The organism is Polyangiaceae bacterium (assembly GCA_020633205.1).
In the GTDB taxonomy this organism is placed as follows: domain Bacteria; phylum Myxococcota_A; class Polyangia; order Polyangiales; family Polyangiaceae; genus JAHBVY01.
This window is the reverse complement of record JACKEB010000018.1, coordinates 186134-208995: the sequence shown is the minus strand read 5'-3', so window position 1 is coordinate 208995 and position 22862 is coordinate 186134. Positions and strand designations below refer to the sequence as shown.

At 64.9% G+C, this 22862-nt stretch carries 19 protein-coding genes; 12 read left to right on the top strand and 7 right to left on the bottom strand.

Annotated elements, in window-relative coordinates; genetic code table 11:
• Positions 1-34 precede the first annotated feature (34 nt).
• On the top strand, positions 35-694 hold the full coding sequence (locus H6718_29140; protein ID MCB9589515.1) for a CDGSH iron-sulfur domain-containing protein: 660 nt from the start codon (positions 35-37) through the stop codon (positions 692-694).
• Positions 695-753: 59 nt separating this feature from the next.
• On the opposite strand, the gene H6718_29135 is transcribed toward H6718_29140, so the two are convergent.
• Positions 754-1098: a hypothetical protein gene (locus H6718_29135; protein ID MCB9589514.1), complete on the bottom strand. Its 345-nt coding sequence runs from the start codon at positions 1096-1098 to the stop codon at positions 754-756.
• Between the two features lie 267 nt (positions 1099-1365).
• Here H6718_29135 and H6718_29130 point away from each other — a divergent pair, with 267 nt between their 5' ends.
• On the top strand, positions 1366-1821 hold the full coding sequence (locus tag H6718_29130) for a CBS domain-containing protein (GenBank protein MCB9589513.1): 456 nt from the start codon (positions 1366-1368) through the stop codon (positions 1819-1821).
• Positions 1822-1832: 11 nt separating this feature from the next.
• Here the strand turns inward: H6718_29130 and H6718_29125 are convergent, their stop codons facing one another.
• Genes H6718_29125 through xth form a run of 4 tightly spaced genes read right to left on the bottom strand, consistent with a single transcriptional unit; the run spans position 1833 to position 6582 of the window.
• Entirely contained in the window at positions 1833-3020 is a 1188-nt protein-coding gene (locus H6718_29125; protein ID MCB9589512.1) for a hypothetical protein, read from the bottom strand.
• A 2-nt stretch (positions 3021-3022) separates the two neighbouring features.
• The gene (locus tag H6718_29120) at positions 3023-3682 is read right to left on the bottom strand and encodes a TrkA family potassium uptake protein (protein ID MCB9589511.1); all 660 of its coding nucleotides are present in this window, start codon (positions 3680-3682) and stop codon (positions 3023-3025) included.
• Between the two features lie 44 nt (positions 3683-3726).
• Positions 3727-5778, bottom strand: coding sequence for a hypothetical protein (locus tag H6718_29115; protein ID MCB9589510.1), 2052 nt, complete (start codon positions 5776-5778; stop codon positions 3727-3729).
• Between the two features lie 3 nt (positions 5779-5781).
• Complete coding sequence (gene xth / locus H6718_29110; GenBank protein ID MCB9589509.1) at positions 5782-6582, bottom strand: exodeoxyribonuclease III; 801 nt, start codon at positions 6580-6582, stop codon at positions 5782-5784.
• A 143-nt stretch (positions 6583-6725) separates the two neighbouring features.
• Here xth and H6718_29105 point away from each other — a divergent pair, with 143 nt between their 5' ends.
• The 4 genes from H6718_29105 to H6718_29090 all read left to right on the top strand — a co-directional run bounded on the left by H6718_29105 (position 6726) and on the right by H6718_29090 (position 11851).
• On the top strand, positions 6726-7337 hold the full coding sequence (locus H6718_29105) for a hypothetical protein (protein MCB9589508.1): 612 nt from the start codon (positions 6726-6728) through the stop codon (positions 7335-7337).
• A 396-nt stretch (positions 7338-7733) separates the two neighbouring features.
• Complete coding sequence (locus tag H6718_29100; GenBank protein MCB9589507.1) at positions 7734-9896, top strand: TonB-dependent receptor; 2163 nt, start codon at positions 7734-7736, stop codon at positions 9894-9896.
• Positions 9897-9917: 21 nt separating this feature from the next.
• Positions 9918-10859: a hypothetical protein gene (locus H6718_29095; GenBank protein MCB9589506.1), complete on the top strand. Its 942-nt coding sequence runs from the start codon at positions 9918-9920 to the stop codon at positions 10857-10859.
• A gap of 104 nt (positions 10860-10963) precedes the next feature.
• Entirely contained in the window at positions 10964-11851 is an 888-nt protein-coding gene (locus tag H6718_29090; GenBank protein MCB9589505.1) for a hypothetical protein, read from the top strand.
• Positions 11852-11872: 21 nt separating this feature from the next.
• On the opposite strand, the gene H6718_29085 is transcribed toward H6718_29090, so the two are convergent.
• On the bottom strand, positions 11873-12925 hold the full coding sequence (locus tag H6718_29085; protein ID MCB9589504.1) for a pirin family protein: 1053 nt from the start codon (positions 12923-12925) through the stop codon (positions 11873-11875).
• 115 nt (positions 12926-13040) lie between these two features.
• On the opposite strand from H6718_29085, the gene H6718_29080 reads away from it, so the two are divergent.
• The 6 genes from H6718_29080 (at position 13041) to H6718_29055 (ending at position 20782) form a co-directional block, all read left to right on the top strand.
• Complete coding sequence (locus H6718_29080) at positions 13041-13652, top strand: High-affinity nickel transporter (GenBank protein ID MCB9589503.1); 612 nt, start codon at positions 13041-13043, stop codon at positions 13650-13652.
• A 193-nt stretch (positions 13653-13845) separates the two neighbouring features.
• Positions 13846-14532, top strand: coding sequence for a DUF2378 family protein (locus H6718_29075; protein ID MCB9589502.1), 687 nt, complete (start codon positions 13846-13848; stop codon positions 14530-14532).
• 153 nt (positions 14533-14685) lie between these two features.
• Positions 14686-16086, top strand: coding sequence for a hypothetical protein (locus tag H6718_29070; protein ID MCB9589501.1), 1401 nt, complete (start codon positions 14686-14688; stop codon positions 16084-16086).
• Between the two features lie 41 nt (positions 16087-16127).
• On the top strand, positions 16128-17612 hold the full coding sequence (locus H6718_29065; GenBank protein ID MCB9589500.1) for a hypothetical protein: 1485 nt from the start codon (positions 16128-16130) through the stop codon (positions 17610-17612).
• A 349-nt stretch (positions 17613-17961) separates the two neighbouring features.
• Positions 17962-19308, top strand: coding sequence for a hypothetical protein (locus H6718_29060; GenBank protein ID MCB9589499.1), 1347 nt, complete (start codon positions 17962-17964; stop codon positions 19306-19308).
• 151 nt (positions 19309-19459) lie between these two features.
• Positions 19460-20782 carry a hypothetical protein gene (locus tag H6718_29055; GenBank protein ID MCB9589498.1) on the top strand — a complete coding sequence of 441 codons (1323 nt, stop codon included), beginning with the start codon at positions 19460-19462 and terminating at the stop codon, positions 20780-20782.
• A 9-nt stretch (positions 20783-20791) separates the two neighbouring features.
• Here the strand turns inward: H6718_29055 and H6718_29050 are convergent, their stop codons facing one another.
• Positions 20792-22453: an FAD-dependent oxidoreductase gene (locus H6718_29050; protein MCB9589497.1), complete on the bottom strand. Its 1662-nt coding sequence runs from the start codon at positions 22451-22453 to the stop codon at positions 20792-20794.
• Between the last annotated feature and the right edge of the window lie 409 nt (positions 22454-22862).

The window sequence follows — 22862 nt, the reverse complement described above, 5'->3', positions numbered from 1 at the left end:
ACGGACCGCTGGTAAGGTACACGCGGGAGGAACCATGTCGGACAAGATCACCAAGTACCCAGGCAAGCACCTCGACGTGTTCTGGGATGGTCGCCTGTGCATCCATGTTGGAGAGTGCGGACGCGCCGAGAACGCGCTCTTCGAGGGGGGACGCCAGCCCTGGTGCCAGCCAGACACCGTGGACGCGGACGCCGCGACGAACGTAGTCGAGCGCTGCCCGACCGGCGCGCTGAGCTACGCGCGACACGACGACGGGCCTGAAGAGGCGGCCTTCGAGCGCAACGTCGTCACCGTCGCGAACAACGGGCCGCTGTATGTCGCTGGGGAGCTCGAGATCGAGGGCGCAGCTCCGGACATGCCCGGCGTTCGTTTCCGCGCGGCACTGTGTCGCTGCGGCCAATCCAAGAACAAGCCGTTCTGCGATAACAGCCACGAGGACGCCGGCTTCAGAGATCACGGCGCCGTCGGCGCCAATCTCGAGGATGAAAACGCAGGCTCCCCGACCCAGGGAGCGCTTAGCATCAAGCCCGCGGCGAGCGGCCCACTGCTGCTCAGCGGCGAGTTCGAGCTGGTCGCAGCCAGCGGGCGAGTTGCGATGCGCGCCAACAAGGCCGCGCTCTGTCGTTGTGGTCACTCCAAGAACAAGCCGTTCTGCGACGGTAGCCACAAAGCGGCGGGCTTCACCGGGGAGTGACGCACTGGCCCGGCGGCGGCGAGTGTTTGAGCCCGCGCCGTGGAGCCGACATCACGCCGCTACTTCTTGAGCGGCGTGATGCTGCACTCCTTGAGCATCGCGGTGTCGACGACCTTCCCCGTCGCGACCACGCGATCCCCTTCCGTCACGCCTTCGGGCGGCGCCGCCATTTCACAGTAGACGAAGGGCCCTCCCGGGCGATCGACGATGGGCCAAGCCTTGCCTTTGGTGGCTTGGACCAAGCCTTGAATCGTGGCAGTCGCGCCCGCGCCAGGCTTCGCCTCTTGGAACGCGGCCACCGTTTGGGCGTTGTCAGGCGGGCCTTCTTTGTCCTTGTTGCAGCCCACGACGGGGACGGCCAGTGACAGAACGAACCCCAGGCTGAGCACGCGCGAGACAGTCATTGCCAGGAGGATACGTGGAGCGATGCGACGACTCCAGCGTACAATGTGCGGGTTTGGCGCTGCGCAGGCACGAGCGCCCCGCTGTGGCGCGCGCGAGCGCACCAGGCAAGCACGGACGTCACACCGCGGCCTCCCCAGAAATCGGGCCCCAAGCAGAAGCCGGCGGGTTCCCTTGGCCGCTTCGAGGCTCTGGCCTTCAGCCTCGGCAACCGCGCACAGGCTGCACTCAGCGTCGGGACTGGCGCACGAGTTGCTACGTGGAATGCGATGAGCCAACTGCCTCCAGTCACCATCAGTGAACGTCCCCCGCAAGACACCCTCTCCGACACCCGCGTCAGCTCCGTGCTGAGGCCCCCAGTAATCGTCACTCAAGACCTGCCACTGAGTGAAGTCGCGAGCATGCTCAACGAGCTGGCGAACGATGCGTCAGACGCGTTCGTGGTGGTCGTCGACGAGCACGAGGAGCCTGTGGGCCTCTTGACGGCACTGTCCGTCATGCGGCTGAGCCAACATCACTCTCGGGAGAGCCTCTTCGACCTGTGTGCGGAAGACGGCGTGGTCCAACAGTGCACGACGGTGCCCCCCAACGCATCGGTGAAATGGGTCGCTCATATGCTAACCACCACTGGAGAGCCGGCTGCCATCGTGGTTGATCCGTACGGCAAGACCCTCGGCGCCGTGACGGCGCGAGACCTGCTCCGAGGCCTAGGCTACGTCGACTAACAGCATCTCGACTAGCTGGCGGTCCCAGTCTGCGCGGCACCGAGCTGGAGCAGCGCGCGGGTTCCGCCTTCCACCGTCTTACGCTGGATTCGCTTCACCAACCCCTCGTCTTGCGCGTCGGAGGCGCCAGCGGCAAACGCCTTTACCGCTCGCGCCAGCTCAGGCTCCGCAGCGATTCGATCGAGGGCAACGCGGTTCGCCGCCAGAATGACTCCCTGCTCATCAACCAGCCAAGTCGGCTCGGGGAGCAGATCCAGCACCGTGAGCAACGTCTGACGCTCCGCCTCGCCCCCTTGCGGCCCCACCGCGATGCGCCGGACGCTCTCCTCCGCTCGCGAGTCTAGGAGTTGGTTGAGGCTCAGCATGCTGTCGTGCAGCTCCTTCGAGGCTTGCCCAATGGCGCCGCAGCGCCGCAAGCGTTGGCCCCCGGAGTGATCGGTCAACACGCTGTGCAACTCCTCGAGTGGTGCGAGCACCCGGCGGTCGAAGCGCCGCAGGCCGATGAGTCCGCTGCCAAGCCCGACCAACGCTAGAAAGCTGACAGCCCAAGCCCCCGCGGTGCCCAAGCGCTTCGCGTTTTGGTCCGCCGTCTCGATGTCCTTGCGGTTGACGTCTGCGAGCTCTTGCAGCGCCTTGAGCGACTCACGGCGCGCGGCGATATCCCCCTTCAACGCCGGGGGCAAGCGATTGCGCAACAGCGCGATCAAGGGTCGTTCCGCGTCTCCCGTGATGTTCTTTTCCGCCCGGATCAAGGCTTCATCCAGGGCGGTCTGATTGGCGGGCGTCGGCCCTTCTGGGCTTGATAGCACCACGAGCATGCCCTCGACCGCCTCGAGGGAGTAGATATTGCGCTCGATGATGCGCTCGATGGCGGGGCGCATCCGCCCAAGGAGCCCGATGGCCGCGGCGGCGCTGGCGAGGTTCACAATCAAGAGCGCTGTGAAGGCGACGCGGGTCGCGCGTGTGAGCTGCATGGCATCCGTGCGCGTCGCCCGCTTCGGAGGCGGGGCCTCGGGCGCTGAAGCTTTGGCGCTCGACTTGGGCGCCGCTTTGCCTTTGGGCGCTGCTTTGCCTTTGGGCGCTGCTTCGACGTTGGGCTCGGCTGCGCTCTTCGGCTTCCCCTTCGCCTTTGGCTCTGCTTCTGCTTTTTTTGCCTCTTCTTTTGTCGCGGCCTTGGCTTTTGCCTCTGTTTTCCCCATGGCTACAGCCGCTCCAGCATCTGAGTCACCGCGTCCTTGGACGCGACCGTGATCAGCACATCGCCCTCTTCGATGCCTGCCTTGGGATCGGGTACGCTGACTTCGCGTTCCCCTGCATGACGGATGGCGACCACAGTCACGCCATATCGACGGGGCAGCTGCAACTCGATCAAGTTTCGCCCAATGAACAGCTTCGGCACCTCGAGCTCCGTGAGCACGAGGTCGGTGCCCAGAGGCAACTCACCCAGCACTCGGTCATGGATCAACAGGTTGGCGAAGCGCTCACCAAAGTCGCGCTCGGGGTTCACCACCATATCGGCGCCAACGAGGCGGAGGATGCGCGCGTGCAGGTCGTTGTTCGCGCGACCAATCAGGCGCTTCGCCCCCATCTGTTTGAGCAGCGCCGTACACATGATCGACGCTTCAGTGGCCTCGTCACCGATCGCGCAAATGCAGGCGTCGCGTTTGCTTGGCGCCGTGCGATTCAAGAGCTCCTCGTCCGTCGCGTCGAAGCACAGCGCTTCGGTCACGGTTTGGGAGACGTTGCGCACCCGAACTGCGTCCTTGTCTACGGCAAGCACTTCGGTGCCACGCGCTGCCAGCGCGCGCGCTACTGCGCTCCCGAAGTGCCCCAAGCCAACGACCATCACTTGCTTCTTCATCGTTCGATTCCCGACAGATAGTAGGCTTTGCCTGCGCTCGCTGGCTAACCCACGTCCACGTCTTCTTCTGGCACATCCCAAGCGGTGTTGAAGCTGCGCTCGTTCAAGAACAGGAAGAGCGTCAGCGGACCGATGCGGCCGATGAACATCAGCACCATCACGATCACCTTGCCAACGTCGTCCAGTTGACCCGTCGCACCGATGCTGACACCCACGGTGCCCAGCGCGGAAACGACTTCAAACAGCGTGGCCATGAAGTCGAGTTCTTGGGTCACGCCCAAGGCGATCACGCCCACCACGATGAACGACGCGGCGATCGTGGCGATCGCAGCCGCTTTGTAGACGTTCTGCGTTGGGATCCGGCGGCCATAGACCACGACCTCGGAGCGCCCACGCATCGCACTCCCCACCGCTGCGACGAGGATCGCCGCGGTGGTGGTCTTGATGCCACCCGCGGTACCACCCGGGCTGCCGCCGATGAACATGTACACGCACATCAACCACAGCGTCGCGGGTCTCAGCTCCGCCAAGTCGACCGAGTTGAAGCCCGCAGTTCGCAGCGTCACCGACTGAAACCAAGCGGCGTTCAGGCGATCCCAGTAGCTCATGTTTGCGAAGGCGTGAGACCACTCCAGCAGCCCGATGAACACCGCGCCACTCAGCGAGAGCGCGATGGTCATCAGCATCACGAGTCGCGTTTGTACGGACACCTTGCGGCGGCGCAACCAACGCGGAAACTCCACGATCACCAGGGGTGACAGCCCACCCAAGATGATCAGGAAGCCGACGATGTTGAGGATGCCAGCGTTGTGGGTGTAGCCCACCAAGCTGTCCGACTGCAGCGCAAAGCCCGCGTTGCAAAACGCGGAGATGGACGTAAAGCCCGCGCGCCACAGCCCGTGCCACAAGCTGTCGCCTTCACGAACGAATAGCGGCCACATCAAGAGCGCGCCCATGATCTCGCTGATGAACGTGACCCCAAGCAGGCGGCGCAGTGCGTCGTTGAGCTCTCCCCGGTTATCGCTCCCCACCATCTCGGCCATCGCCGCTTCGTGCTTGAGGCTCAGCCGCTGGCCCAACGCGGCGGCGACCACGGTGGAGAAGCTCATGATGCCGAGACCACCGACTTGGATCAGCACGAGCAGCAGCACCTGGCCCCCGTGACTCAGCGCAACTGGGGTGTCGATCACGACCAGCCCTGTGACGCATACAGCGCTGGTGGCAGTGAACGCCGCGTCGATCGCTCGCAAGGCCTCGTCACCGGCGCTCGCAGCGGGCAGCCGCAACAGGAGCCCGCCGCCCATACTCAACGCGAGGAACGTGACCGCGAGCAGTCGCGCGGGGTGCGACGCGACGGCATCGGTCAGCGCGGCAACCATGCGCGAGCCACCGCGAGGGTGACGCAGCCCGAGCAACGCGACGCAGGCGGGTACGCTCGCTAGGATCAGCACGCCCCGCCAGCCGACGCGCGCGGTCTGCAACATGCTCGCGTCGACCAGCACGATCCCCACCATGAGCCAGGCCAGCCAGAACACCACCGGCTGATCGAGACGACGGGCGAACGCCGCACGCAGGAAGAGCAAGGTCGAGATCCCAGAGGCCACCTGGAACGCCACTAGCGTACCGAGGTCCAGGCGGTGTTCCGCGAGGATCACGGTCGCGATCGCGAGCAGCACGACCGACGCGCTGCCTCGAGCGTAGGACACCGCCGGCTCCAACCCAATCGGGGTCAAGATCCGGCGCGCTGGATACATCCAGTGCATCAGCGCGAGGCAGGTCGAGAGCACGACCAGCGCCATCAGCGGATTGAGGTGAGAGAGCCACACGCCCATCGCCGCCCAGGCCAGGGCCGACATCATCACCAGCGGGCGACCCACCGCGGGGCGCAGCGGAAGCAACAAGCCGCCGACACTCATCGCGGCGCTCGCGGCCCACAGCACCCAAATCGGCCCGGCGAAATGCCAGTCGCGGTTCAGGCCGCGCTGCACCCAGTGCGGGTCGACGAGGGGGCCGATCAGGCTGAGCAGCGGCCCCAAGCCAGCAAAGATGCCACTAGCCCTGACCAGCTCTTCGGGAACTTCCGAGCGTTTTGCCATCTTCTACCGCTTGAGCACCGCTCGATCGAACTCCACCCCGAGGGGGCAATGATCACTACCCCGAACTTCAGGCAGGATGAAAGCACGGCGTACGAACGGCCACGCTGCAGGGCTGACGAGGGCGTAATCAATCCGCCACCCGACGTTCGCCTCGCGCAAACCAGGACGCTGACTCCACCAGGTGTAGTGCCCCGAGCGGGCCGCTCCATCGCGCTCGACTTGTTTCGCGCGAAAGCTATCGATGAAGCCCGCCCTGAGCCAGGCGGCAAAGTCTCGGCGCTCTTCAGGCAGGAAGCCGCTGTTCTCCCGGTTCTGCTTCGGTCGCTCGAGGTCGATCTCCTGATGGGCCGCGTTGAAATCGCCCAACACCACGACTCGCTCTCCCGCGACGAGCAGCGGCCGCAACTTGCGACGTAGCGCCCGGGAAAACGCCAGCTTGTAGGGCAAGCGACTGTTGTCGCGCTGAGGACCGCTTCCCTTCGGAACATAAACCGAGCAGAGCCAGAGCGCACCGCACTGCACAAGCGATGCCCGGCCCTCGATGCGGAAACGCCCCGGCAGGCCGAGCTCCACCGGCTGAAATGGAACCTTACCCAGCCACCCGACACCGCTGTATCCGAGCCGCTCCGCCGGTTCCCAGTGCGCCTGGAGCCCGAGCGCGGTTAGCTCCGCGGGGATCTGCTGCGGCAAGGCACGCACCTCTTGCAGCGCAAAGAAATCCGGTGCGTCCTGCTGGAGCCAGTTCACGAGGCCCTTGCGCGTCGCCGAGCGCACACCATTCACGTTCCAGCAGGTGACGCGCAGGGGTTCATCGCCCGTCTTTCCACGTCGACTCACCTGCCCTCGAGTTCTGCTTTTTTGGGGGGGAGACGGCACCGCACCGCTACTCTACTCACGATTTGCACTGAACGTGGCTGCATGCCTTGCAGCCACACCGACTTGCCCCGATGCTCGGGGTCTTGCGCATGGCGGGGGAAGTCGGCGAAGCGCGGCCGAAACAGCGCCAGACCCTGGGCATGGCCCTCGGGGCAGCTCTGATCGCTGGGCTGATTGGCGGGCTTTCGCTGCTCGTCGTGGAGACTGATCGCGAAGGCTTCGCGGCGGCGACTCGCAACACCGGGCGCTGGTCGCTGACGCTCTTCAGCGCCCTGTGGTTCAGCTGGTGTGTCACCAAGCGCGTACCGGCCCTCTACGGTTTCGCAGCCTTCGCAGCGGCGCACGTGGTGCACCTCGGCTTCATCGTGAGCTACCTCACGCCGCTAGGGTTGTGGCCAGCGGGCACGCGCCTACTGGGTGGCATTTTAGGCTACGGGTTGCTCGTGAGCTTCCCGTTCGTGTACGGGTTCATTTCCGCGAAGAACCGCTTGCGCTTGAGCTTCGTCTACTTCTGCTACTTGTGGTTGGTGTTCGTGCTCACGTACCTGCCGCGCGCCCTGGGCAAGCTGCCGATCGCCACCACGGATCCGCGCTGGGCCTGGGCGAGTTTGGTGTGGCTCGGGGTGCTCGCGCTAGGCGGCCTCGTCGGATGGCTGAGGCGCTCCTCCCCCCAAAAGCCCTGAGCAACGCTCGTTGGAATAACCCTGTTGCTGACTCCAAATGGGTAGCACGTTTCCTGAAGTCCGTGTTACACCCCGAGGATGACCTGGCGAAAGTGGCCCTTTCTGGGCGTTTTGCTGCTTGCCGGCGGGCTACCCGCGGCGGCGGCGGCGCATGGGGACCACGCCGAGGTCACGCCCCCCACGGCGATAAGTCAGCCGAAGCCCAGCTGGCCCGAAGGCTCCGATCAGGGCCGTGAGGTTCGGGTGACGCTGTTTCTCACCGTGGACCAAGAGGGGCGCGTCAGCGATGCCAAGCTCGCGAGCGCCACCGAGCTGCCTTCAGGTAGCGAAGTGGAGGCGAGCGAGTTCGAAGCTCACGCCATCGAAGCGGCCAAGCGTTGGCGCTTCAAGCCAGCGATGGGTCCCGAGGGGCCGCTACCCGCGAAAATCCGTGCGGTAATTCGATTTCTTCCAGTACGACCTGCCGCGAAGGCACCCGCGAAAGCCCACTCCCACGGCGCGGAGGCGCCAGCGCACGCGCACCCCCACGAGCATGAGCACGGGCATGCCCATGACCACCCGCAAGCAGCCGAGGGCGAGGCGGAAACGGCGCCCGAGAGCGAGGCGGGAGTCTACGTCCGCGCCGCAACGCCACCGCGCACCGCAAGCGCCGTAGAGCGGGATCGGCGGGTGCTGCGCGCGGCGCCGCACCGCACCGCGAGCGACCTATTGCTGACGGTGCCCGGCACCTTCGTCACTCAGCACAGCGGCGAAGGCAAAGCTCATCAGATCTTCTTCCGCGGCTTCGACGCAGTGCACGGCCAAGACATCGAGTTCTGGGTCGGCGGCGCGCCGGTGAATGAAGTCAGCAACGTCCACGGCCAGGGCTACGCCGACTTGCACTTCGTGATGCCCGAGGTCGTGACGCGGGTGACGGCGCTACCCGGTCCCTACTCGCCAGAGCAAGGCGACTTCGCGGTTGCCGGCAGCATGGACTTCGAGCTGGGCTACGACGAGCCGGGCTTCACCTTGAGCGGCACGCTGGGGAGCTACGGCGCGCGGCGCGCCTTCCTCGCCTATCACCCGAAGGACGCGCCCACGGAGACGTTCGGCGCCTTCGAGACCTACGAGAGTGATGGCTTCGGCGTGGGGCGTGCGGCGCAACGCGCCTCGGCCATTGCTCAAATCGTGCATCCACTGCACGACGACATCGAGCTGCGTTTGCTGGCGAGCACCTACGCCTCACGCTTTGGCTCCGCGGGCGTGCTGCGGGTGGACGATGTGGAGAGCGGCCGTAAGGACCGCTTCGACAGCTACGATACGGCGCAGGGTGGCCGCAGCGGCCGAACGCAAGTCGTGGCTGATCTGCGCGGTGCGGTAGACAACTGGCACTTCCACTTCGGCCCCTACGCCATCTCGCGCAGCCTCGAGCTCGACCACAACTTCACCGGTTTCCTTGAGGATCCAGTCAACGGAGACTCGACGCAGCAGCTCAACGACGCGCGCACGCTGGGCTTTCGCGCCTCTCTCCGGCGACAGATCAAGCTCCTGAACGAGCACGACAGCATCACCGTCGGCATCGCCGGACGCGATGACAGCATCGAGCAATCAGATCGCTTGCTGAGTCAGGTGACCCGTGAAGTGACCGCGTCGATCATCGACTCCGAAGTCCACACCCAGAGCGTTTCGGGCTACGTAGACCTGTCCGTGCGTCCGATCTCGCGCGTCGTGGTGCGCGGCGGCGGGCGCTGGGACGCCTTGTCGTTCGGTATCACCGACCACCTCAGAAACGACCAGACGCGCTCGGCTCAGGGCACGCACTTTGGCAAGAAGGGCACCATCGACGTCGCCGTGTTGCCTGGACTGCACGCGCTCTTGAGCTACGGCGAAGGGTTTCGCTCCCCTCAAGCGCGTAGCCTCGGCGCCGGTGAGCGAACACCGTTCACCGAGGTCAGCTCCTACGAGCTCGGCGTGCGCTATGTCGACGCCAAGCGCATCCGCGCGTCGATTGCGGCGTTTCACACGGACTTGAGCGATGACGTGGTGTTCCTCGAGTCGGTGGCGCGCAACGAGCCGGTCCCCGCGACGCAAAGGAACGGCGCCGTGATCGACTTCACCGCGGAACCGACTCCATGGTTCACCTCATCTTTCGGTGCAACGTACACGCGCGCGACGTTCACAGAGTCCGGCGGTGACTACTTGGAAGGTGCCCTCGTGCCCTTCGTACCCCAAGTCGTCGTACGCGACGATCTGGCGGTCAAGCCGACGCTGGGCAAGCTGTGGGGGCGGAGCCTGGTCGGCAGCTTCGGGGTGGGCATGACGTACCTCTACCGGCGGCCAATTCCCTACGGAGAGCTCGGCACCAATGTGTTCCTGATGGATGCGCGGGTCGCTGCGCGCTTGAAGGAAGTGGAGCTCAGCCTCGAGAGCTTCAACCTGCTCGACACGGATTGGAACGACGGCGAGTTCGTGTACCCGTCAAACTTCAATCAGGGCGCCTCCCCTTCGCTCTTACCAGTGCGCCACATCTCTGCGGGAGCGCCGCGCACCCTGATGGCGACGCTGACCCTCTTCATCTGATCAAGCGCCGGGAGCTAGCCCATGCAAATTCCACAAGGCAATCTATTCGCACTCACGAAGCACCTCTCGCTTGGAGTGGCTCTGTACGGCCTGTGGCTCGGTGTCGCCAGCCTCCAGAGCGGCTGCGGCGACGACACGGCTGAGTCCACGACGGGCAAGCGCGTCACGTTGCATACCCGCGTAGACCTGGCAGAGATTGCCCAAGCTCCGTTCAGCAACGGCTTCGACTGGCAGATCCAGCTCAAACAGGTGGAGCTCAGCATCGGGGAGTTGCGGTACTTCGAGGGAGCGGCGATAGGGGTCCTGCCAGCGCGCGGCCTGGAGCGCTACGCTCGATCGACTTCTGGGCGAAGAGCGGTGCCCCCTCCCCCCCAAAATCAGTCGGATCTGCTCAGAGGTTGGTTTCAGATCCCTACGGCAAAGGCGCATCCTGGGCACTACGTCGCGGGCAACGAGCTGGGAGAGATGCTTACCCCAACCAGCGCGGACTTGCTGGTTGCGCCTGTCAGCCTCGCCGACGGCGAGGGCGTGACGGGCCACTACCGCTCCGGCTGGTTCACCTTCAATGCTCCACCGACGGGCCCCGCTGCGAGCGCACTGAACGGCTCGGTGGCTCATGTGGTCGCAACCGTGACCCAGAGCGACGTCAGCTTCGACATCGAGTTGCTGGCGAGCAAGGCCGACGTCCTGGACACCAACGGAGTGCCCACGATCGAAGGCTGCCCCTTCGATGACGGCGCCGGCTCAGGCGAGGCAGTGATCTCTGGAGACGGCACGATCGTACTCACCATCGATCCGAGTCACTGGGTGGATCAGCTCGACCTTTCGCGCGTCACACCGCCGAGCGACGCGAGCATCGTAGAAATCACCGCAGACGACGCGACCCTCGCGCCGCTGCACAACGCCTTCGCCCGCGGCCTACGCCAAGCGGTCGCCTACAGCTTCAGCTTCATCCCCGACTAGTCGGAGGAGCTCACCACACATCGGTTCAGTAGCGCTCCTCATGGGCGTCTATGCGAACCTTTACCCATCACATTATTTCCACCAGGAAATTTAGAAGAATAAGCATGTCCAATCATCTATTTCCCCGCACGCCGCTTGCCCTGGGTCTCGCCTGTTGCCTCACCCTCGGCGTCGCCCCAGGCTGCAGTTCCTCCGATGACGCGGACAGCGGGGGTGAGGGTCAAGCGAGCTTCAATGTCTACGGCGAGGACTACATCGAGCAGGAGATCCCCACCTCGGAGTTCGAAGACGGTTGGACCATCACCTACTCCAAGTTTCTGATCCAGGTCGGAAACGTGACCCTCGCAGACTCGAACGAGTCCGGTGGCGCCACCGAAGGTGCAGTCACGCTCTTCGATCTCAAGCAACCAGGGCCCCAGGAGCTCTGGCAGACCGCCAAGATCCGCTCAGGCGGCTACGACAGCGTGAGCTACACGGTTGGCCCCGTGAGCGCGCCCATCAAGAGCAACAGCGTGACCGACGCGGACGTGACGTTCATGACCAGCAATGGCTACGGGGTCTACGTCGAAGGCAGCGCGAGCAACGGCACGGACACCAAGACCTTCAAATGGGGCTTCACGAACACCACCCACTACAAGAGCTGCGTTCAGGTCGACGACGCGGGCAACGAGGTGCGTGAGGGGATCCTGGTTGCCAACGGCGGCATCGAACAGGTGCAGCTGACGATTCACGGCGACCACCTATTCTACGACGACCTCACGGCTGAGAACGCAGTGTTGCGCTTCAACGCCATGGCCGCGGCCGACGCCAACGCCGACGGCGACGTGACCCGCGAAGAGCTCGCCGCGGTCCAGCTATTCGACCTCACAGAAGGCAGCTATGGCACGGGCAGCGCAAGCGGTGTCAATACCCTGGACGACTTCGTCGAGGCGCTCACCACCACCCTGGGTCACTTCCGCGGGGAAGGACACTGCGTCTCCCACTCGGAGTGAAGAGCGCCTCTGGGTCTGGAGCTATTCCGCCGCAGAGGCCTTGCCTGGCTCTTCGTGGCGCCCATCGGGGTGCTTGGCGAAGCGGCCTTGCTCCCGGGAATGCACGGGGCCAGAAGACTTCCACGGCCAGCCACCGAAGCCGGTGCTCCGGTAGTCAGCGAACGCTTGGCGGAGCTCCGCTTGCGTATTCATCACGAAGGGACCTTGGTTGGCCACCGGCTCCCCGATCGGGCGCCCCTGCAGCATCAAGATCTCGGTCTCTTCGCTTCCGTTGACGAGCTCCAGGGCCGCGTCGGGCTCTACCGCCAACACGCGCTTCGGCTTGACCTCTTGACCCGCCACCTCAACGGAATCCCCACGGAACAGATAGAGCAGGCGGTGGCTGGTCTCGAGCGCTGGCGGCAGGGTCCAGCGAGCACCTGGCGCGAGGGTGATGGTCCAGATGTTCAAGTCGCTATCCGGGCGGCTCGCCCAGCTATTCGGTGGCGGCGCAGGGGGCGCTGCCTCCCCAAGCTTGCCCGCGATCACGGTGACGCGGGTCTCCCTTCCGGCTTCGTCCTTGAACGTTACCGTGGGGATCTTTTCTGCCCACAGCATGGTGAAGTAGGGGTCGACCATCTTGTCGGCCGCGGGCAGGTTCAGCCAGATTTGGAACAGCTCTGCCGGGTTGGCTTCATCTTGCTTGACGAGGGGGAACATCTCGCAGTGCACGATGCCCTTGCCCGCGGTCATCCACTGCACGTCGCCGTGTCCGAAGCGTGCCGTCGCGCCGAGCGAGTCTGAGTGATCGATGTAACCGCGCCGCATCAGCGTCACTGTCTCGAAGCCACGATGGGGATGCTGAGGAAAGCCCGGGACGACGTCGCCGTGATACATGCGCCAGCCGTCCTTGGGTTCGAAGTCCATCCCGATGTTACGACCGGCGAGGCTCGCGTCGGGACCGAGGTCGGCGTTGCCCTTGGGGTACGCGTCGTCGTGATGGACACAGAACAGAAACGGATCGACCGTCGGCCACTGAAAGCCAAGGGGCGCGCTGTCGAGGATTGGGCTGTTGAACTTGGGCGACGTTGCCATGGCCCGAGAGTGTTGGTTTGCGGCTAGAGGGTGGCAATGGCGCGGCGCTGGAACAGTCTGTGCCAGAAAACTTCAAGTGGCACGGTGACATCACAACGTGCTACGAAGGTCGCTCATGCTGAGCCTCGTCGCAGGACTCGCTGGTGGTGCGATTCACGCGCTTTCTGGCCCGGATCACCTAGCGGCGGTCGCACCGCTAGCGCTGGGGAACCGCCGTTCGGGTCTGCTCGCTGGGCTCGACTGGGGTATGGGCCACGGCGCGGGGGTGATCGTGATCGGAGCGATCGCGCTGCTCGCTCGAGACACCCTCTCGATTCACCTGATCAGCGGTTGGTCGGAGTTCGGTGTTGGTTTCCTGCTGTTGTCTCTGGGCGCGTGGGCAGGTTGGAAGGGCTACCAAGCGTGGCGGAGTCGTGGCGAGTTCGAGCACGGCCATCAGCATCGCAAACGCGGCGCCACCTTCGGAGTTGGGGCGCTCCACGGCTCTGCGGGCGCGAGTCATTTGATCGGCATCCTGCCTGCCACGGGGCTTTCAACGATGGGTGCCGCGACTTACCTCGCGGCGTACTTCCTCGGGGCAACTCTCGCCATGATGGTCATCGGTAGCCTAGCTGGTGAACTCGCCAATCGCGGGGGCTGGAAGCTCAGGCCGATCTTGATGTTTGGTGCGGCCGCGGTAGCGTGCGTCGTCGGCATGGGGTGGATCGTCAGCGGCTGGCCCGCCTGATCGATTTCCGCGCGGTTATCTAGTCGCGGAGCCCCAAGCCCCCAAGCCCCAAGGCCCAAGGCTATGTCCGGGCGCACAATCGGGGTCTTACGCAGTCTTTGTAGGCTTGTGCCCACTTGAGGCGTTCTCGCCCCTGAGGAAGTGTTTCCACGGACTTTCTTTCCTCGGGCTCGGCGGGTAGGATCCGCACGGAGTGATCCCTGCAAGCGACTTCGATTGGGGTGAACGCGTCATCGACCCTGCAGAAGCTGAGGCTTTCGCGGCCCAGGTCGAGGTGACGTCCCGCGACCGCGAGCGCATTCGCCGGGTGCTTTCAGAGTTCCCGGTCGCGTGTCAGGTGCGCGGCATGTTCTTCCAGGGGCTGGTGGATACCATCGCGCGTTCCCGCACCTACGAGGTGGCCAAAGAGCTGGTGAAGCGTGGAGGAGTGCGCACGCGCTTCGTCCCCTTCTCGCTCATGCCCCACCGCGACTTCTACAAGCTGTACTTTCTGGCGTCGGCTGTGCTGTACCCGGGCTCGCCCCTGGAGACCGGCTTCGAGCGCATCGCTGAGGATTTCTACCCGGTGTTTCGCTCGAGCATGGTCGGGCGAACGATCAGTGCCTTCATCGGCAGCGAGCCGATCACCGTGCTCGAGCGCCTAGCTCAAGCGTACCGAGTCTCAATCCCCTGGAACGAACACGACGTCGAGGCGGAGGGTGCCCGGGGTGCTCGCTGGCGCTGCAAGGTGGAGCCGAGCGACCTCTATCCAGCGACTTTCCGCGGCATCATCCGTGGGACGATGCAGAGCCACGGGGTGAGCGAGCCGACCGTCGACTTGGTGGATTCCAGTCGCCAGGGCGACGCGATCCGCTACGTGTTCGCGATTCAGTGGAGCTAGGTCGCTGCAAAGAGTAGCGCTCTGCTAAAAAGCGAGCTTGTGCGTGGCGAGTGTCCGCGCTGCTCGGACGCGGTTTTGCCTGAGACCGTGGGGTCGTGGTCGTTCACGCCTACCATCCAGCATTCAAGGGGCTACACTCGCTTGAATCACGCTATGGGACAGACGAATCGATGGTGCGCAGCGCTAGTGTGCGCAGCGCTGACGCAGGTTGCGGGCTGCGACAGTTCAGGCGACGGCGGCTCGTCCGCTGGTGGCAACGCTGGGGCCGCTGGTGAGGGGAGCGGAGGTGTCGCAGGCGCTTCCGCGGGGAACGGTGGCAGCGCTGGCTCTGCTGCAAGCGGTGGAGCCGGCGGCGTGGCTGGTTCAGCTGGAGCCACCGCGGGCTCGGCTGGCACTGGCGGCTCTGCTGGCACTGGCGGCTCTGCTGGCACTGGCGGCTCTGCTGGCGCCGCGGCAGGAGCGGGCGGCGCTGGTGTGGCTGGAGCTTCGGGCTCTGGGGGACAGGCGGGCGCCGCAACCGGAGGCACAGGCGGCGTCGCAGGCACTGGAGGCACTGGAGGCAGCGGCGCGCTTTGCAGTGGTTCTGGGGGCGCCAACACTTCCGCCGACTGGGCAAGCTGGGGCGCCGGGACGACGGACCTGATCGCCGCGAACGAATGTGATTTCTTCCGGGTGGCTCAGAGTGGTGGGGGTTTCGTGGTCAGCCGCTATGATGGGTCGCACTGGAACGCCGTCACCAGCGCATTCACGAACAGCTCCCAGGTTCAAGGCCTGGCGGTTGATTCCTCCGGGAAAGCGTATCTTGCGTGGCAGGCAGATAGCTCGAAGGCCGAGCTCGCCGTAAGTCAATGGGACGGCAGCGCGTGGGTTCGCCTGGGTGGAGACTTGAACGACCCAACGAGCTACTATCCGCCAGCGTCGAGTATCAGCGTGGAGGCCGGTCCTCAGGGGGTCTTTGCATTTGCTCGAACCCGTGACTCCGGAGGCGGACACGACAGCTGGGTGTTCCACTGGACGGGCTCCGCCTGGACCCAGCTCACCACCCGTGGGACCGACAACGAGAAGCACGCCCTCGACCGCGACGGCTGGCCTGTGGTGATGTTCGACCAAGGCGGCCTTCAGGTGGAACGCTGGAACGGAACGAGCTGGACGTCGCTCGGCTCACCAGGCATCACAGGTGGGCTTGTGAGCATCACCGTCGATGACCGCAATCAGCCCATCATTGGCACCACGAGCAGCAGCGGCACCAAAATCGCGCGATTCGACGGCGCCGCTTGGCAGCCACTCGCGAGCCTGCCTCGAGCGACGTTCGAGCTAGCCGCCAGCGAGCAGGGCAGGCTCTTCCTCGCAATCACCCAGGGGTCGATAGCGATGAATGACTACCGCACGCGCGTGCTGGAATGGATCGATGGCGATGGGTGGCGCCAGGTCGGCTCCTCACTGACCCCGGTGCTCAGCCAGTTTGAGGCGAGCACCCCAACCACCGCGATCAATTCCGCAGGGTTAATCGTTGAACTCTCGTACCCCAAGGAAGTCTTTGGCTGGAGATGGTAATGCGCAAGAGCAGGCTACGACGGGTTGTAACTCCCCTCGCGATGGTTGCGATCTGTGTGTCGACACAGGCATGTGGGGAGGATTCGTCTCCCAATGGCGGGGGTGGGAGTTCAGGTGCGGCGACGGGCGGAGTGGCGGGAGCAACCACGGGCGGCACTGGTGCAGGAGGCGCCGGCGCCAGCGGGGGTTCCGCGGGGTCTGACACTGGAGGCGCCAGCGCTGGAGGCGCGGGCGGAATCGGACCCGCGGGCGCGGGTGGCGCCGCCGGTGCGGCTGGGGCGAGCGGCGCAGCTGGAGCTGGAGGCGTGGCCGGCACTGGTAGCGCCGCCGGAGCCGGAGGCGTCGCTGGGGCTGGGGGCGCGGCCGGAGCTGGAGGCGCGGCTGGAACTGGAGGCGCGGCTGGAACTGGAGGCGCCGCTGGAGCTGGAGGAACCGGAGGGTCCGCGTGCGCGGTATTACCAGGGGTCACCCCGGGTGCGACCGACTGGGAACTCGCTGCTACGGATCCCGGAATCGAAGGCGCAACCAAACCTGAATTGGTCGACTTCGACGCCGACGCGTGTGGAGTGCCCTACCTCACCTATCGCCTGAACGGGCTTGGGCTCTTCGTCAGCCGGTGGGGCAGCAACGGCTTCGAGATGCTGGGAGATCGCAACGCCAACTACCCGTTTACCGACGCCGAAACAGCCGTGCTCGACCTAGCCAAGGACGGACATCCGGTGATCGCTTGGCAGAAGTCAGGTAGCGTCGGGGCGGCGACTTGGGACGGGACCAGCTGGCAAGCGCTCGGTAGTTCCGTGGGGACTGGCACGCTGCGGGCGATCGTCGCTCTGGACGCAGGGCCTATGGTACTCACCTCGGAAGGCAACTACGAGAACAAGACCGTTCGCGCTCGGGGATGGAGCGGTTCCGCGTGGCAAGAGTTCGGAACGCAGCCAATCATCGGGCCCATCATTGATGTGTACCTCGCCGCGACCAAGGACTCGCGAGGCCGCGTGGTGGTCACGTACTCTCAGCCGGCCTACTCGGGCGGACGACAGATGAGCGAGTACGCGATTCGCTGGGACGGTTCGTCATGGATCCCGCTTGGCGGCGCCCACGGGTCGGAGTGGTATCAACCAGGCGAGGTCGATCAGGTCGATGTTGTCGCCGGGGCCGGGGACTCACCCATCGCTTCCGACGGCCTCACCGGAGCTACGCGCTGGAATGGCGTGGATTGGGAGTCGTACCCCGACTTGCCCCGCGGACCGTTCGCGTTCGCCACGGACCCAGATGGCGTTCCGCTCATCGCAAAGCAGGGGAAGTTCCCGAGCACATCCACGGTTGGCCAGCTCAAGGTGGTTCGCCTGGAGGCGGGCGCGTGGACTCAACTGGGAAGCTTGATCGCCGACGACATCCTCGCCAACAACTACAACAGCAACGCCTACCCCTACATCAAGGGCCTTAAGATTGGGTCTGGGGAGAAGGCCCGTTGGGTAGCGCTACAGACCGCGACTGCGCTCAGCATCCAGACCTGGGGCCGCTGAGCCTTGCCGCGGACAGAAGCAGCTATGGCTTGAAGTCGAGTGCGAACAAGTTCGCCTTCCCCGCCTCCCAGCAACGTGCGGCGGCATCATCCGAGGGACGATGCAGAGCCAAGCAGCCCAATTCTGGAACCGAGTCGCCGCGCGAGTCGTCAGGAGGACGCGATCCGCTACGTGTTCGCGATTCAGTGGAGCTAGTGGAGGAACGCGAGCACGGGCGGCGCCACAATTCCTAGGAGGTCGCGAGGGATCATCGTGAGACCGCGGGGTCATGGCGATCATCGCTACCGCCCTGACGAGAACACAGTAGAGTGATTCAACTCACATGGACCGGACTGTTCGATGGTACGCGGTGGCAATTTGTTGCGCCGCGCTGACTCAAGCTGCGGGCTGCGATAGCTCGAGTGACAATGGCTCATCCGCCGGTGGCAAGGGAGGCACGGCTGGCGTCGGCGCGGCAGGGGCGGCAGGCGGAGGAGGCTCGGCAGCAGGGTCCGCAGGAACCGGAGGTACCTCCGGCTCGGCTGCCAGCGGCGGGGTGGGCGCAACCGGCGGAACCGCGGGAGCAGGCGCCACGGGAGCGGGCGGTGCGATGGCCGGTGCGGCTGGCATGGCTGGTACGGGCGGTGCAGCGGGTACGGCCGGTGCAGCGGGTACGGCCGGTGCAGCGGGTACGGCCGGCGCGAGTGGAGCGTCTGGCGCCGGCGGAGCAGCGGGCGCGGGAGGCGCTTCTGTTCTGTGTCCAGGTACCGGGGGCAGCAACTCGTCCGCCGCCTGGTCCACGTGGTCGAGCGGGAGTTCGATGATTTTGGCTGCGAATGAGTGCGAGTTCTTTCGTAGTCAAGCTGGTGCGGTGGAGCGCTGGGACGGTGCGCAGTTCGTCAACGTAACCACCGCGTTCACCGATGGAACCCCATTTGACCTGGCAGTGGACGCGTCAGGTACCCCCTACCTGAGCTGGTTCAAGTACGGCGCCAACTACGATCTTGGCGTAAGCACCTGGAACGGATCCGCATGGATTCGAATGGGACAGACCTCGCTCAGCGCAGCCAGCGAGGCGACCGCGGGCGTTGAGACTGGGCCTCAGGGAACCTTCGCCTTCGTGCGCACCAAGGACACCTCGGGAGCGCGCGAGTTTTGGGTGCACCGCTGGACTGGCGTCGCATGGGAGCCGCTGGGCGGAGGACCGGTGGTCAAGCCCGCTGGCACGGAACCACAGCACACGCTCGACCGTGACGGCTGGCCCGTGGTGGCCACAAGCGCAGGGTCTGTCACCGTCCAACGCTGGAATGGCAGTGCCTGGAGCTCGTTGCCTACCCCCTCAACGGCAGGGACAGTTCAGAGCATCGTGGTCGACGCTGACAACCGTCCGGTGGTCGGGATCGGCAACTCGTTTATCGAGCGCTTCGACGGCGTTGCTTGGGAGTCACTCGGTTCGCTGCCTCCCTCTGGTCTGAAACTCGCGGCCGGAGTCGATGGGCGCCTGTTCATAGCGTTCTATTACGGAACCATCGGTCTCAGCGACTTTCGCACTCGGGTTCTTGAGTGGATCGACGGTGACGGATGGAAGGCGCTTGGCGTGGCACTCACGACGGTAGGTGACCCGACATTCGGAGACACACCGGTCCCGGTGATCAACGGCGCCGGGCTGATGGTGGGTGTCCCAGGAGAGGGCAATATCCGCGGTTGGAGTTGGTAGCATGATGACTTTGAGAAGCGGACTCGAACGGACGGTGGCCCTTTCGCTAGTGGGGTTGAGCCTAGCCGCGGGGGGGTGCGGAGAGGACAGTTCCTCAGGCTCCGGGGGGTCCTCCGCGGGCACTTCTGGTGCATCCGTTGGCGGAAGTGGGATGGGAGGAACCGCGGCGGGCGGCGACGCAGGCTCATCTGGTTCCGCAGGGCAATCTACCGGGGGTGTCGCGAGCGTCGGGGGAAGTGCCGGTCTGGGAGCCTCGGGTGGCAGCGCCGGGCTTGGCGGTAGCGCCGGCGGAGCCGGTGCGGGCGGCGGCGCCGGAGCCAATGTAGGAGGCGCTGCTAGCGCCGCAGGCAGCTCTGCTGGTGGAGCAACGGGGGGGACAGGCGGGACGAGTTCGAGCTGTGCGGCTATTTCCGGGGTGAGCGCCCCTGGCACCGACTGGGAACTGCTAGCGACGGATCCAGGAGCGGAAGGAGGTGTCAGGCCGCGGATGGTCGACTTCGATGTAAATCCGTGCGGCATCGCCTTCCTTACGTACCAGCTCCCGGGTGCCGGTTTCTTCATCAGTACGTGGGGGGCGAATGGGTTTGAGCCGCTCGGCGAGCGCAACACCACGTATCCCTTCACCGATGCCGCGGCCGTGGTGGTCGACGTGGGCGATGACGGTGTGCCTTTCGTCGCATGGCGAAAGAACGGCGAAATTGGCGTGGCTCGCTGGAGCGGATCGACCTGGGACGTGGTCGGTGGGACTGTGACCACTGGATACCTGGGAGCCTTCATCTCATTGCCTGCAGGCCCGGCGCTGTTCTTCCTCGAAGGAGCCTACGGAAGCCGCACTGTGGGAGCAAAGATCTGGGATGGAACCGAGTGGCAGGCGATGGGCTCTCAGCCGATCCTTGGAGTGATCCTTGAAACCTCGATCTGGGTCTCCCGTGACTCGAGGGGCCGCGCGCTGCTAGGGAACGTACAGAACTTTGTGTGGGACAAGCCGGACTGGACCGAGCAGTACGCGATGCGCTGGGATGGCACCGACTGGGCACCGCTAGGAGGCGATCATGGCCCAGACCCTTGGGGTGACAACTGGCGCAAGGACATTACGGCCATCGGAGGCGACGTGCCAGTGACCTCCAGCACACCGACAGTGATAAAGTTCTGGAACGGAGCGAACTGGCAGGCCTATCCGGCATTACCGTACGGCACCTTCGCATTCGCCAAGGATTGGACGGGTGAGCTCCTTGTGCTGAAAGCCGCGAGGTTCGTGGATCCAAACCTGGAGGGGCAAGTCAGAGTGCTGCGCATGGAGTCCGGCACGTGGAACCAAATGGGCACTGACATCGCTGACGGGATCCGAGGTGAATACCCCTCGGATCCGAGCATTCCTTACGTTGTCTCGTTCAAGGTCGGGGTCGGGGAAAACGCGCGTTGGGTGGCGATGCAGACGAACAGCAAGCTCGAGATTCGCGCTTGGGGACGCTAATCACAGCGCTTATGGCTTGAAGTCGAGTGCGAACAAGTTCGCCTTCCCGGCCTCCCAGCGGCGGGCGTCGTAGCCGCGCGCGGGGCCAAAGAACCAGGGCTCCGAGAGTGGCCACACACCGCATTTGGGCGCGCTCGAACCGCTCACCCGCAGCACACCGTTGACCGCGCGGCGGGCGGCTTCGTTGGCACCTTCCATGGTGGCGAGGTCGGTGAACGTGCGCACGTAATCGCTCGCCAAGAAGAGATTGGGGATCGACGTCACCGCTTCCGGACGGTACTGCCAGCTGCTCGCGACGTTCACCAACAACGGTTCGTCGTTGGTGGCTCCAGAGGGCGTCATGTCGATGCTTGGATCCAGGAACCAGTGGGCCAGGTTGGAATCCTGCAGATCCGGGTGAGAGTCGTCGTTGAGTTCGGCCTTCAGCTGCGCCCAGACCTCATCCTTGATCTCCGCCCGAGTGGTGAGATCGCGAGCTGCCTTGTTGTAGAGGATGCCCGGCGTGTCCCAGTCGCTGATGTCGATGCTCAGGATGCCGTGAACCTGCCCATCGCCATAGTTCGGGATCCGCTCGGCCCAGAACTGCTGCTGGGAGATGCTGGTGAGGGCCCAGGGTGAATCCGTGAAGATCGCGTGGCCCTTCACCAGCTCGACGTCTTGCTTCAGGTAGAACTGCATGCCGTTCATCCAAGACGTCCGCAGGTGAGTCAAGCCAGCCAGCTCAGGAGCCGCCGTAACCAGCTCCAGACTGAGCAACGGAATAACGCGCTCTACGGGCATCGCCAGCACGTACCAGTCAGCAGTGTGAGTGACGGGTGGCCCTGAGGGTCCTTGGATTTCGACGCCGAGTATCCGCACGGCACTACCTGGACCAGCCCCTGGGCCAACGTGCAGCGCTTTGACCTCGTGCTCGAGCTGATAGGTGGCCCCGCGCCCCTGAAGGAAAGCAACCCAAGGGTCGATCCACACCTCATTGGTCGGTCCATCCAAGAGCCGATCCAGCGTCTCTCCGGGAGTGATCAGGTCGAACAGCAGCTGGAGCAGGATGTATCCAACCGTACGCGTGCTGCCCTCCTCTGCGCGCATCGCCACGAGTGAACGGGTCAGTCCCTTCGCTAGGTAAGCGCGATACTCAGCCGACATCTCCGACGCGCGAATGAACTCCCACCAGTTGATGTGCTCCCACTGCCCGAAGCGCCGCGCGTGGCAGGAGGTGAGCAGCGCCATCAGGCGATCCAGGAAAAAGACCGCTTCATTCGCCGGGATCCCAAGATTGGAAGTGATGATCGCCTTCAGCGCGCGGTACCACTCGCCGAGGCTGGTCGGGAAGCGGGCGACGAAGATCGGGTCGCTCTGTCCCTGGCGCGCGAGCATGAACTGTGTCGCCTGCCGCAAGTTGCCGTACACGCCGTCATCATTTCCCCCGTAGGGGATGCGCTTCATGGTGTCCGGCAAGTGACGGTAGAAACCCGGAAAGAAGCGGAAGCCGTGTTCCCCGGGCAAGTCCGGGCGGCCGCCGGTTCCAGTGCCGGGCACCGGCACGCTCCGGGCTTTGCCGCCGGGAATCGTCCCACGGTCAAAGACCTCGACAGTGAACCCTCGCTCGACCAACTCGTGCGCCGCGCTGAGTCCCGCGACGCCGCCCCCCAAGACGATGACCTTGCCCGCCATATTGCTCGGCACCCTATCATGGCTTGGGCGGGGATCGTGGCGGACTCGTGAAATCCGCGCGGGCGCGCTTTCTGGCCTGGTTCCCGCCAGGTGCCGCGCGCGAACGGCATCGAGTCGCGAGGCGCCAATTGTTTCCACTTGGTAGCTTTCGCGGACTCGTCGCCGCACCAGGAGCGTCGCAGCACGCTCCGCTCGCGTGAGAGCTGGAGCCGAGTGCGCCACGGGACAGCGCTCTGAGGAGGACTCGGGGCGTCTCGACATCGCACGGGCTGGGTCCAGGCGGTCGAGCGCCACCCGAGCACGACCGCACGCAGCCAAGCCCAAGGCACCGCACCAATTTCCCCGCGGTAACACGGCAACGCACAGCTAGGGGAGCCAATGTCCTACATCGACCCAGTAGCATTTCTGG